This window comes from Arcicella lustrica (assembly GCF_034930985.1).
Lineage (GTDB): Bacteria > Bacteroidota > Bacteroidia > Cytophagales > Spirosomataceae > Arcicella > Arcicella lustrica.
The window spans coordinates 53,569-66,076 of record NZ_JAYGIM010000014.1 but is presented as its reverse complement, the minus strand read 5'-3'; the positions used below and the strand labels follow the sequence as shown (position 1 = coordinate 66,076).

General features: G+C 33.0%; 11 protein-coding genes and 1 tRNA gene. 1 reads left to right on the top strand and 11 read right to left on the bottom strand.

The window, feature by feature from the left end; translation table 11 throughout:
* Positions 1-33: 33 nt before the first annotated feature.
* Positions 34-117: transfer RNA gene (locus VB798_RS17850), tRNA-Leu, on the bottom strand.
* A gap of 148 nt (positions 118-265) precedes the next feature.
* On the bottom strand, positions 266-1,507 hold the full coding sequence (locus VB798_RS17845; RefSeq protein WP_323260805.1) for an ABC transporter permease: 1,242 nt from the start codon (positions 1,505-1,507) through the stop codon (positions 266-268).
* A gap of 158 nt (positions 1,508-1,665) precedes the next feature.
* Between VB798_RS17845 and VB798_RS17840 the strand changes: the two genes are divergently transcribed.
* A complete protein-coding gene (locus tag VB798_RS17840; RefSeq protein WP_323260803.1) occupies positions 1,666-2,931 on the top strand; it encodes an asparagine synthetase B in 1,266 nt (421 codons plus the stop codon).
* Positions 2,932-2,966: 35 nt separating this feature from the next.
* Here the strand turns inward: VB798_RS17840 and VB798_RS17835 are convergent, their stop codons facing one another.
* From VB798_RS17835 to VB798_RS17795, 9 genes are read right to left on the bottom strand one after another with little or no spacing between them, the layout of a single operon-like run.
* On the bottom strand, positions 2,967-3,995 hold the full coding sequence (locus VB798_RS17835; protein ID WP_323260800.1) for a glycosyltransferase family 2 protein: 1,029 nt from the start codon (positions 3,993-3,995) through the stop codon (positions 2,967-2,969).
* Positions 3,992-4,813, bottom strand: a complete 822-nt coding sequence (locus tag VB798_RS17830; RefSeq protein ID WP_323260798.1) for a phytanoyl-CoA dioxygenase family protein — start codon at positions 4,811-4,813, stop codon at positions 3,992-3,994. The genes VB798_RS17835 and VB798_RS17830 overlap by 4 nt, the downstream gene beginning before the upstream one ends.
* 12 nt (positions 4,814-4,825) lie before the next feature.
* Positions 4,826-5,761 (bottom strand): glycoside hydrolase family protein, encoded by a 936-nt coding sequence (locus VB798_RS17825; RefSeq protein ID WP_323260796.1) that lies wholly within the window; start codon positions 5,759-5,761, stop codon positions 4,826-4,828.
* A 3-nt stretch (positions 5,762-5,764) separates the two neighbouring features.
* Entirely contained in the window at positions 5,765-6,424 is a 660-nt protein-coding gene (locus tag VB798_RS17820; protein WP_323260794.1) for an acetyltransferase, read from the bottom strand.
* Positions 6,425-6,483: 59 nt separating this feature from the next.
* Positions 6,484-7,167 carry a WbqC family protein gene (locus tag VB798_RS17815; RefSeq protein ID WP_323260792.1) on the bottom strand — a complete coding sequence of 228 codons (684 nt, stop codon included), beginning with the start codon at positions 7,165-7,167 and terminating at the stop codon, positions 6,484-6,486.
* Positions 7,168-7,200: 33 nt separating this feature from the next.
* A complete protein-coding gene (locus VB798_RS17810) occupies positions 7,201-9,255 on the bottom strand; it encodes a glycosyltransferase family 39 protein (protein ID WP_323260790.1) in 2,055 nt (684 codons plus the stop codon).
* 5 nt (positions 9,256-9,260) lie between these two features.
* Positions 9,261-10,337 (bottom strand): DegT/DnrJ/EryC1/StrS family aminotransferase, encoded by a 1,077-nt coding sequence (locus VB798_RS17805; RefSeq protein ID WP_323260788.1) that lies wholly within the window; start codon positions 10,335-10,337, stop codon positions 9,261-9,263.
* A 47-nt stretch (positions 10,338-10,384) separates the two neighbouring features.
* Positions 10,385-11,641: an ABC transporter ATP-binding protein gene (locus tag VB798_RS17800; protein WP_323260786.1), complete on the bottom strand. Its 1,257-nt coding sequence runs from the start codon at positions 11,639-11,641 to the stop codon at positions 10,385-10,387.
* A gap of 34 nt (positions 11,642-11,675) precedes the next feature.
* On the bottom strand, positions 11,676-12,503 hold the full coding sequence (locus VB798_RS17795) for an ABC transporter permease (protein WP_323260784.1): 828 nt from the start codon (positions 12,501-12,503) through the stop codon (positions 11,676-11,678).
* Positions 12,504-12,508 lie beyond the last annotated feature (5 nt).

Genomic DNA, 12,508 nt, shown 5'->3' with positions numbered 1-12,508 from the left:
CTAACTACATAAAGTAGTCAGGCTATTGACAAGTACCCAGAGCCGGAGTCGAACCGGCATGCCAGTGAAGACACTGGTGTTTGAGACCAGCGCGTCTACCAATTCCGCCATCTGGGCATTTGATTTCTCAAACTTGATGCAAAGATAAGTGATGTTTTTGGACTACACAACCTTAACATTTAATTAATCTGAAACTTTTTTGTAAGTGTTCTTGTAAGTTTCTGATTACTAGATTGGTTATAGTAGCTGTAAAAATGAAAAAAAATTATTCATATCTCAGCGATTCTATTGGGTCTAGCTTTGAAGCTTTGTATGCAGGGTAAATTCCAGAAAATAATCCTACTACAACACAAACGCCAATTCCGATTGACATCCAAAACCAAGGCATAATAAAACTTGCAGTACCACCCATTAATAATTGTGCAAATAGATTTCCAATTAAGATGGCTAAAAAGATACCACCAAGACCACCTAATATACAAATTACCACGGCTTCAATCAGAAATTGTAAACGAATAAGATAAGGTGTTGCTCCTAATGATTTTCTGATGCCAATTTCTTGCGTTCTTTCTGTTACTGAAACTAGCATAATGTTCATTAAGGCGATAGCTGCACCTAATAAAGTAATAAAACCTACTCCAAAACCAGCTACTCTTAAAATTCCAGTAATACTTTCAGATTGTTTTGCCAATGAATCTGAACGTTCTATTGAAAATGAGTCTGGTTCGCCAATTTGGTCTTGTCTGATAATTCTCATTACTCCTCTGGCTTCTTCAATTACATTATCAATATCAGTAATATTCGGGACAGAAGTAACAATATCAAAAGTAAGTGTTTTTCCTTGAGCCATTTTTCTTCCAGTTTCTAAAGGCATAAAAATTACTCTATCATCTCCGCCACCCATCAAACTTCCTTTTTTCTCTAGTAAGCCAATTACTTTAAATTTCTGTCCGAGAATATTAATTTCTTTATCAATTGGGTTGATGTTTTTTCCAAAAAGTTGATCAACAATGTCAACACCGATGATACAAACGTTTACTGCATATTGTAAATCATTTGCTGAAAATGTTCTTCCTTTTGAAATTTTATAGCCTTTAATGTCCATAAAATTATCATCAGTACCCATTACTCTTGAATTTGGATTCGTTTTCTTCGATTCATATTTTACTTCAACCGAAAAGCTAACATTTACTTTCAATCCTATAATGGCTGAATGTCCAAATTTTTCTTTGTACATTTTTGCTTCACGATAATCAATTTGCGGATAATTCTTTTCTTTTTCACCGTCTTTTCTGATTTTGAAAATATCTCTGTTTCTAAGGTCAAAAGCATTTGCTCCTAAGCCAGCAAAACTATTATTTACTGAGCTTTGAATACCATCAATCACAGTAAGGCTTCCAACCAATGCGGTTACACCAATGGCAATAATTAAAGCTGTGAGGGTGGTTCTCAGCATATTTGCTTTGATAGAGCGTAATCCTTCACGAATATTTTCTAATAAATTCATAGTTGTGGATATTGAAATGGATTCGATTTGAAACCAAAATAAATCAAGACGAAGTATGTTTACGTAATCAGAATTGTGATTAGCACTAATAATATACTAAATTCGTTTATCGTTTACGAATAACAAATTTAGTTCAGAGAACTTAAATAACTTCACCAATGAAAAGGCTATTATTTCCGTTTATCATATTCTTAACGTTTACTGGTCGTTTGTGGGCTTCGCAGATTCTGATTCCAATGGATGAGAGTCAGAAAAACCATCTAAAATCTTACGGAATAGCATATTGGATTCTCAAAACACATGATACAGAAGTAGAATGGCTTTTGAACTATCGTGGAGGAGCTTTTATGTTTCCACAAGCTCAGAAATTTGAAAATGAATTGATAATTCGTGGAGTAAGTTATGAAGTAATTTCTGAAGGACAAGCCTCCCAAATCAGAGCAGAAGTAAGTAGTCCAGATGTAAATATGGATGTTGTAAAACTCCAGAAACCGCCCAGAGTAGCCGTTTATTCACCTAAAACTGCCCAACCTTGGGATGACGCTGTTACTTTAGCAATGACTTATGCTGAAATTCCTTACGATTTGATTTTTGATGATGAGGTAATGACAGGAAAATTACCAGAATACGATTGGCTACACCTTCATCATGAAGATTTTACGGGACAGATGGGTAAGTTTTTGAATCAGAGTGGACAAACGTGGTATCAAGCACAATTGCGTGAAGACAAAAAGAATGCACAAAAATATGGCTTTAATAAAGTATCACAATTGAAGTTGGGCGTTGTTAAAAAAATTCAAGAATTTGTGGCTGGCGGAGGTTATATGTTTGCGATGTGTACCGCAACCGATACTTATGATATTGCTCTAGCTGCTGAAGGAATTGATATTGTGGATGCTTTTTATGATGGAGATGGTTATGATAGAAATGCAGATGATAAATTAGACTTTACAAAGACTTTTGCTTTCCAAAACTTTAATTTAATTTTTCATCCTCAAATAATTGAGTTTTCGAATATTGAGGCTTATACAAATGAATCAAGACCTGTTGGAGAGGAGAATGATTTCTTTAATCTTTTCCAATTTTCTGCAAAATGGGACCCAATTCCTACTATGTTGACCCAAAATCATGAAACCACCATTCATGGTTTTATGGGACAAACTACTTCTTACAAAAAGGAATTATTGAAACCAGAAGTAATTGTATTAGGCGAAAATCGTTCGTTGAATGAAGCTCGTTACATTCACGGTACTTTCTTGAAAGGTTTTTGGACTTTTTATGGCGGACATGACCCTGAAGATTACAGACACTATGTAAATGAAGAACCAACCGATTTGAATTTACATCCTAATTCGCCTGGTTATCGTTTGATTTTGAACAATGTTTTATTCCCAGCAGCAAAGAAGAAAAAGCAAAAAACATAACAAGTAAATAAGCCAAAAGGAAAAGCCTCTCAATATTATTGAGAGACTTTTTTACTAAATAAAGTTTCTAATCTCCATTTTACATTAGCATAAACTTTCATCAAACCAGTTGGAATAATAAAGTCTTGAAAAACCAATTTTAAATGTTCTTTTGAATTGGGCTTTGTTAAATACAATGAAATAAAAGCAAAATAAATACTTTGGAAGTACTGATTTTTAAGCTTAAAAACATTGGTAAGTAATAAATAATATTCGCCTAAAATGGGTTTTATCAAATGATTATATTTGAAATTTAGTTCTTTATCAACATTAGAATACATAAACATTCTATTTTTAATAAAGACTTCATCTAAATTGCTATCAGTATAACTCATTCCACTCAAATGCCTTCTATACACACACATTACATCTGGAAGATAACCAATGTAACCTTTGTTTGATAACATTAAATACAAAGGAATATCGCCACTTTTTGATTGTAAAAACCAATCTGGAAATTTTTCTCCTATCAGATTTCTCCTGAACATCACACTTGCAGTTGCCATAAACCATATTTCTTTTTGACCAAGAAAATCTTCTGGATAGATTTTAGTTTTTTGGTCTGGAGGGTTGATATTGGTATTGGGTCTTCCTGTCCCATCTTCATACGACATAATGGCGTTATGAAAACAGGCAGAAGCATCAAGGTTTTGCTCTAAAAAATCATACTGCATTTGAAGTTTATGATTATTAATTAAATAATCGTCGGCTTCGATATGAACAACGTATTTCCCTTTACATTGATAAAATGTATTTGTAAAATTTCCCTTGCCTGGACATTTTTTTGAACCTTGGTTTACTTCATATAAAATAGGAACAATTAATTCAGGATATTTATTAGCATATTCAATGACAATGGCACGAGAGTTATCAGGGGAACAGTCTTCCCCAATAACAATTTCAAACTTGAAATTAGTTACTTGACTAACAAGACTATCTAGGCATTCTCTCAGAAATTTTTCGTGATTGTAAACCGTAATGAAAACACTTACTTCAATATTTGCAGCTTGTTTTGTTTCAATCATGACTGAAAATAATTAGTAACATCTTCAAGTTGAGGATAGTCTGGCGTAATTAAATCTGGATTTGGATAATACACATAAGGATGCGGATAGCCACGTTCGATAAACTGGTTTTCAGATAAATCATTATATCTAAAATGGCAAGACCAACGAATACCATTTTCAGTTGAATTATCTCCCGATTGGTGAATTAATAATGAAGAGAAAAATAAGACATCACCTTTGCGTACTTCAACAGGAACGAACTGATTTCCTTTCACTAAATCATCAGGAATAAGTCCAAAAGAATCGACCATTTCGGTAGTTTGTAAGCCTAGTTTATGGCTTTCTGGTATTACTTCTAAGGCTCCAAGAGATGTGTCAATGTCTGCTAAAGCTACCCAAACAACCATAGAGTTTAATGAACCTTGCATACTTCTCCAGTCTTGATGAGCATCCGTTTTCCAATAAACCTGCTTTTTAGCGAGTTTTTTAGCATTAAAAAACATAACAGGACGAGTACAAATATTAGGAACTTGAAGTCCTAATTTTTGTAGATTACTTACAATACGTTCGTCTAAAGAAAGTCTATGAAGAGAAATAAGGTGTTGGATATGTTTTCCACTAGCAATTAATCTATTGGGATGCTCCTCAAAAAGTTGAAACAATAATTTATTGAAATCTTCATCCGAGTTAATATTATCAATTGGATAGTTGAGGTATCGCATTTGATTTAAAAAAATATTGCTAGCATCTTGTCTGATTTGGTCGATTTCTTCGACTGTGAAGAGTCCTTTAATAAGCTGGTAACCAGTTTTTTTGAAGTTTTCTACATCTATCATATTTTGATATGTTTATTTTGAAACAGCATAACCAAAACCGCTTGCACCAAAGCCATTTCCGTTATAAAACATTATTTTTTCTCCTTGATGATTAATGACCAGTGGATATTCAATCATTTGAGCATCCCAGCCACTTTCAGAAATATCAATTCCTACTTGTTCGTCTAGTCTGATCCAATCTATTCCATCCTGAGATTCGGCATAACCAATTCTATAACTTCTTTCGGTATTAGTTCTATAATCGTCAATTGCTCTGTAAGAATACCACATTTTGTAAATACCATCTTCAATCAGTACTGTAGGTCTTGAAATACCGCCTTCAACTTCATCTTTATAATCAATAGCAATTTTACCTTGACGAACCCAATTAATGCCATCTACAGATTCGGCATACTTTAAATGATAGCAAGGTTCAATTTTGCCATCGGGAGCATTATACCAATCGGTACAGTTTAGATACCATACTTTAAAAAGTCCTTTGTCAAATAAAACACAGCAACTTCCATTAAAAAGTGGTTCTGTGGCAATGGTATGAATTACTGGTCCTTCAAACATTTTTGTGAAGTTCAAGCCATCAGTACTTTTTGCAATGCCAATTGAATTATGATATGGAATAGTATTTCTGACTGTCCAACCGATATAATAAAGCCATTTTTCGCCATTGGGATGATTCAGAAACCATGTTGGCATAATGCCACAATCATCAAATGTTCCTGCTTTACCTAATGCTAAAGTAGGTTGATCATGCACATAAAGTACTTCTGATAAATTGTTCGGATTTAAGTCTAAAAACGAAGCAATACATCTTCCTTTTTCGTCACGTGTAGAATAATGAATGCGTAATTTATCCTCGAAACTGGTATCAGCACAAAGCACATGTGCATGTGTTTGATTCCAACCAAATTTACCATCGGGCTTGTAGATGAGTCCTTTTTTTATCCAATTCATAAATTATAATTTAATGTCTTTACTTGAAATTTTTGCTTTTTCGGCAGGATTACCCTTATAAATACTCCATTCATCGGACTTTTTACCTGTAAAGTTGGTTCCCATCGCAATGAGCGTTCCTTCTGCTAAATGTACTCCGTCTCTGATTGTTGCATTTACACCTAAAAAGCAATAAGGTTCAACAATACAACGTCCCGAAAGTACAATGTGTGAAGTAAAATACACATGATCTTTGATAACACTGTGATGACCAATGTGATTGCCCGACCAAAGTACTACATCATTGCCAATTGTTACAAAAGGTTGAATAGTATTATCTTCTAAAATGAAACAATTTTCTCCAATTTTATCGGTTAAAACTGTTGCTTTCGAGCTGATGTATGAAATAAATTCATAGCCTTTATCTTTTGCTTCTTGATAGATTTTTGCCCTAATTTGATTCATTTTTCGTTCTGAAAGCGGAGCAAAAAACTTAAATTCAGCAGGAGGGAAGAGCGTAGTAACTTCTTCGAAAGCTACTACTGGAAGTCCACAAAAAGTGGGTTCTTTGATATATTCTTGGTTGACAGTAAAAGCAACAATTTCGTGCTCAGAGTCATTTGTTAAGTAATAGTGGGCTAATTCCGCCACTAATTCAGTTCCGAAAACTACTACTTTTGCCATTTTTTAAGGTATTTTTAGCGTGGCGAGCCACTGATTTTATCAAAAATGATAAGTATAAGCTAAACTAATTCAAAATTGTTCAAATATTCTTTGACTTCTGTTTTTGAACAAAACATCAAAACATCAATAATTGAAAGCCAAGGTACAAACTCATTTTTAAATTGTTTATAAGTACATGCTTTACTTTTAATAAAAAATAATGCCATGTCCTGATTTTTGAAAACAGATTTATCATACAATTCCAAGCCACCAATCGGATTGATGTAAGTTGTTGCTTTTTCTTGCAAACAAATATCAATAATTCTGTCTTGGGCTTTTAGATGAGTATTGTTGTAAATGCTGGAACTGCTTACAATTTCAGTATTAATATCAAGATATTCGTTGACTAATTTTAAATTTAGTGTAATTATTTCAGAAATAGCAGTGTGGTTTATGCTAATAGTTTTTTCAATTAATGGAAGAATATCCAAGTAAAATGGTGCTTTTTTATAGCTTTGTTCGATGGTTTTTAGAAATTTATTTTTCCACGATTCATCCCAATTTACTACAATTTCATTAATTAATTTATTTTGACTTGCCTCTTTCAATGGAATAGTAAATAAGCTGTCTTTGCCATTTACAAGTATTCTATTCCGATTAATCCAACCTTTATTGATATAATTTACATCATCATAAATGATAAATTTATCAACAGCATTAATTAACTGAAAATACCCAATGTATGGGAATATATAAGGTTGCATAATTGCAATTTTCATCATCGAATATTAAAGTAACTAGCGTAATTTTCTGAGGTAATAATCTTCACTTTTTACAATTACATTTTTAGTCATGGTTGTATCAGTTCCCAAACGGATATCACTAATTTTGGGTTTAATCACACTTTTGGCAAAGAATAAATAATCAGCTTCTTTTGGAATGGGGCGTAAACCTTGTTCAAAAGGATTGATAACGATTAATTTTCTTGTGAGTTTATCTCCCCAAAGTGGGTATTCGTAATCATCGTTGATAGTTGCCACTGCCACAGTCGCATCTTGCGGAACTATTTTATTGAAGTTCTCATAAGCTTTGGTTATATCTGGTCTAGCTTCTGTTAATATTTCCATTCTTGTCATATCAAATGCTGACTTTCTGCCATAAGCACTAAAAGGAAGACATCTATAATTTAAAAAGGTAGATGAAAGTGCCGAAGCGATTCCAATAATTACAACAAAGCCTACATAGGTTTTTAAAAAGAGATGCTTTGCTTTCTCAATAGAATATTGTTCTGTAAAAAGTATAGCCAAAAATGGCACGGCAAAAATGGCACTGCTTATCATGTATCGTCCTTTCCAAGGGTCGTAAGCTGCTGTGTAACATAGCGCAATAAAGTGCAGCGTAAAAGCTAGTCCTAAATAATAGTAAACAGCTTTTGCTTTTATGATACGGAAAAGCACCATTAATACTAAAGGAAGAATTAAACCAAAGCCAAAAATTCCCCAGTAGGGACTCATATTATAAAATTCGAACCTTTTATGATAAGTAAATGGAACAATGGTAAAGTCTTTTTCGGCTTCTAAACGTGTTTTTAAAACGTTTCTTTCAAACCAAATAATTGGTTTTTTCATTGCTTTATTCAAAGTTTCACCTGCTTCCCAGTTTCTTAAACCATCTAAATTGATTAAATCAATACTGTATCTCAAAACATTGCGAGAACCTTGTTTGATAAGATTGGCTTTTGAACCTGCTCTATCAATTGACTGATGTTTTAAAGCAGTTGGAGGTCCAATCGGATGATGATATTTTTGAATGTTTTCTATGTATCCCGCTGGAAGTGCAAATAGTAAAAAGCCTAAAATAAAGGCAACAAATAAGTGTTTAAAATGAGCAAAAGTAAGACGAAGGAAATTACTTTTTTCGTCATCTCTGAAAACGGTATAAAGTAAAATCAAGAAAACGGGTGGAAGAGAAAACACAAAAGTGATTTTATGTCCAAGTGCAATTCCGAAACTAAAACCAGCTAAATAAAGGTATCTTCTTTTTTTCTTTTCGTTAAAACTGAATAAAAAATAAACCAAACAAGCTAAATATGAGGCAAGTACAATATCAGATTCTGTTGTTATCGTTTGTTTTAAAACATCAGGTAGCAATAACACGACTAAAGCACAAAAGAAACTAGCCGTTAGGTTTTTACTGATACTTCTAACAATTCCAAAAACGCCAAAACCTATCATCCAATAAGCAGTATGATGAATAGCTTTAAACCAATTCTCAACTTTACCAGACATTAAATAATTATAAATTTGAATCGTACAAGCACTTCTTGGATAGCTGTCGATGTTCCAGTTTGTTCCACCGAAATGCGACATCGTATTGTGTTGGAGATAGTACAAAAGTCGATTCAAATGACCAGTCATACTGTCCCATTCATTAGGCGGAGTATAGCAAATTAAAATAAAGTTGGTGATTTCAATAATGCCAAGACTGATGAAAAGTCCAGCGAAAATCCATTTTAAAAACACTGAAAGATTGCCAAACCAATTCCAAACTGCCTGAATTTGGCTACCAATCATTTGAAAGACAGTAAAGTTTTCGTTTCTATCTTTCCCGAAAAATTTTGTGAATTGAATGTAGAAAATAAAAGCAGGAATAAATACACCGATTGCCCAAAACCTTCTATCGTTCATTTTATGAATTTCAGAAAGCGTAAAACCTGTTAGAATAACACTTCCACAGAAAACAATGTAGGCAATGATAATGAGATCAATTAATGATTTCTGACAAACTCTTGCCGATACTCTAAATACAAAACCAATGAAAATGGCAAATATGATAGGATACAAGAAAGTCATATTCTTTATGAAATAGTGTTATTAATTATCGTACTAATTCTTTCAACATCAGTATGGGCTAAATCATAATAAAGCGGTAAAGCCATTGCTCTTGGAGCTGCATCATCAGAAATTGGGCAATTACTTTCTGCTGTTACAAACTTTAATGTGCTTAAAGAAGGATAGAAGTATCGTCTTGGAAAAATGTTTTCAGCTTCTAATGCAGTTCTTACTTTCAATAAAACCTCTTCAGAGTCAAAGAAAACTGGATAATATGCATGATTACTTTCTACCGGGATTTTTACTTTAGGTTTCGTTAATTTATCCCAGTTCAAAAGTTTATCATACAAATCAAAAATGTTTTTTCTAGCTTCTACAATTTCCTTTACTTTAGGCAATACACATAAGCCCATTGCAGCATGAAATTCCGAATTTTTTCCATTAATACCAATGGTATAATAGTTATCACTTTTATGTCCAAAGCTTCTGTAACTATCAATCAAATACGCTAACTGATCATCATCCGTAAAAATTGCACCACCTTCTGTCGAGTGAAATACTTTTGTGGAATGAAAGCTACAAGTACTTATATCGCCAAAACTGAACAAAGAAGTACCATTTACTTTTACGCCAAAAGCATGAGCAGCATCATAAATTAATTTTATGTTGTGTTTTTGAGCAATAGCAGCCAATGTATCTACCTCACAAGGATTTCCATATACGTGAGTTGCTAAAATAGCTTCGGTATTTTCAGTAATTAATTGTTCTACTTTTGAAGGGTCAATACAAAAATCATCAGGCGAAATATCTGCAAACACAGGCGTACAATTTTCCCATACAATAGCATGAGAAGTAGCACAATAAGAAAATGGTGTAGTAATTACTTCTTTGGTAATATTCAGTACTTTCAGTGCTATTTGTATTGCAATAGTTCCGTTGCTTACATAAAAGCAATGTTTTACGCCAAGATATTCTTTAAGCTTTTTTTCTAATTCCTGAACTAATGGACCGTTATTAGTTAATTGATTTCTCTGCCAAATACCTTGTACATATTGTTGGTACTCTTCAATGGGAGGTAAATATGTTTTTGTAACGTTTATCATTTGTTGATGTTAAAGGAAAAGAATTAATGAGTTTTAATAACCTTTTCCTAGCTAACATTTTCTAGTTCAAGTTGAGTAATAGGAAAGTTGATTTTTGGTCTAATATAACCTGGCCATTTTCCGTACCAAGCTGTTCCTTCACGATAATCTTCAATTTCAAAAACTAATACTTCACCGAAATTATGAATTACGATTGATTTATCTTGAACAATCATCAACGATATTGAATAAGACCCATCGTTCATAAAATCAGAAGGGATTTCACATTCAGCATAAATTACACCTTTTCTCAGCTCTAAGGATGGTGTACCAATATTAAAAATACATTCACCCGTTAAAGAATTTAGATGTAAACTTATATTGGCGTTAATGTTATCGACCATGTTCCAAAATTCAATCTGAATTTTGAATGATGTTCTAACATCAATATGTTTTAAATTACCTTGATAGTCTGGAGTAAGTTTTACTTTTTTGAGCCTAACTTTATCGTTTCCTGGAGCGTCTTCTGGTTTTGTCCAACTAGATTCTAATTCTGTTTTCTGAACATGACTTAAATAAGTGGCTAATACTTGGTTGGTTTCACCCATTTCAAGTAATTTACCTTTTTGCATGTACATAGATTTGTTGCAAAGTCCTTGTACAGCAGTAAGATTATGGCTTACAAAAAGAATGGTTCTTCCAGAGCTAGAAGCATCTTTCATTTTGCCTAAACATTTTCTTTGAAATTCAGCATCGCCTACTGCTAATACTTCATCTACAATCAAAATTTCAGGCTCAAGATGGGCAGAAATGGCAAAACCAAGGCGAACATACATTCCAGAGGAGTATCTTTTTACCGGAGTATCTAAGAACTTTTCTACTCCAGCAAAATCCACGATGGCATCAAAATGTTTTTTGATTTCTTCTCGCTTCATTCCCAAGATTGAACCATTCAAATAGATATTTTCACGCCCAGAAAGTTCTGGATGAAATCCAGTTCCAACTTCAAGCAAACTAGCAACTCTTCCTTTAATCTTGATTTTCCCTTCGGTAGGTTCAGTAATTCTGCTCAAGATTTTTAACATTGTTGATTTACCAGCTCCGTTCGAACCAATAATCCCAACTCTGTCACCTTGATCAATTTTAAAACTAACATTCTTTAAAGCCCAGAATTCTTCGTGGCTTATTTGTTCTTCAGTTTTTTTATTGAATATATTTTTTAACTTATCTGTTACTACCTCTCTGAGTGTATTCGCTTTCGCATTACTTTTGATGTGGTCGATAATGTATTTTTTACTTATATTTTCAGCTTCAATTACTGTCATTTTCAAAGGGTTTTTCTACATTATGCAAATAATGTTAAATGTAATCCACAAAAGAATTCTCTTTTTTACGGAAAAAAATGATTGCCAGCGTAGTGGTTAAGGTTACAAATATGATGGTTGGGATAAAACTATTCCATTCGAAATCTGTATAATTTGGAATTAAACACCATCTAAAACCTTCTATGATTCCCGCTAATGGATTTAACCATTGATAGATTGGATACCAAGAGAAATCTTTTAAGGATGATATTGGATAAGCTACTGGACAAACAAAAAAACCATATTGAACTACCAATGGTACAATTTGCTGGAAATCTCTAAATTGAACATTTAGAGAGGCAAAAATTACGCCTAAACTAAATGAAGCAAAAAATGCTAAAAATAGAAATACTGGAACAAATAAAATATTGATTGTTGGTGTATATCCTTTGTAAATTAGAAATGGAATCATAACTACAAAACCAACGATAAAATCTAATAAAGGTACTGCTACCGCACTCAATGGCATCAATAATCTTGGAAAGTAAACTTTGGATACCAAATTAGCATTTCCCGTAATACTATTGCTTACTTGTTGGAATGACATGGCAAAGAAATTCCAAAAAATAACACCAGTAAAAATAATGATTTGTAAGGGTATTGTAGAATGGCTTTCTATTTTGGCTACTTTATCAAAAGCAAAAACAAAGACTAACACAGTAAGTACTGGGCGAAAAATAGCCCAAGCAACTCCTACAAATGTTTGTTTATATTTTACGGTAATATCTCGAATTGCCAGAATGTAAAGTAATTCTCTAAACCTCCACAAATCTTGCCAATAATACTTTTCTGACCTACCTGACTCGATAACTGTTTCTTGCATATTTT

Coding starts and splice junctions, on each gene's coding strand:
- VB798_RS17825 (WP_323260796.1), bottom strand. CDS start 5,761: ATGAATTGGATAAAAAAAGGACTCATCTACAAGCCCGATGGTAAATTT.
- VB798_RS17835 (WP_323260800.1), bottom strand. CDS start 3,995: ATGATTGAAACAAAACAAGCTGCAAATATTGAAGTAAGTGTTTTCATT.
- VB798_RS17845 (WP_323260805.1), bottom strand. CDS start 1,507: ATGAATTTATTAGAAAATATTCGTGAAGGATTACGCTCTATCAAAGCA.
- VB798_RS17840 (WP_323260803.1), top strand. CDS start 1,666: ATGAAAAGGCTATTATTTCCGTTTATCATATTCTTAACGTTTACTGGT.
- VB798_RS17795 (WP_323260784.1), bottom strand. CDS start 12,503: ATGCAAGAAACAGTTATCGAGTCAGGTAGGTCAGAAAAGTATTATTGG.
- VB798_RS17810 (WP_323260790.1), bottom strand. CDS start 9,255: ATGACTTTCTTGTATCCTATCATATTTGCCATTTTCATTGGTTTTGTA.
- VB798_RS17830 (WP_323260798.1), bottom strand. CDS start 4,813: ATGATAGATGTAGAAAACTTCAAAAAAACTGGTTACCAGCTTATTAAA.
- VB798_RS17820 (WP_323260794.1), bottom strand. CDS start 6,424: ATGGCAAAAGTAGTAGTTTTCGGAACTGAATTAGTGGCGGAATTAGCC.
- VB798_RS17800 (WP_323260786.1), bottom strand. CDS start 11,641: ATGACAGTAATTGAAGCTGAAAATATAAGTAAAAAATACATTATCGAC.
- VB798_RS17815 (WP_323260792.1), bottom strand. CDS start 7,167: ATGCAACCTTATATATTCCCATACATTGGGTATTTTCAGTTAATTAAT.
- VB798_RS17805 (WP_323260788.1), bottom strand. CDS start 10,337: ATGATAAACGTTACAAAAACATATTTACCTCCCATTGAAGAGTACCAA.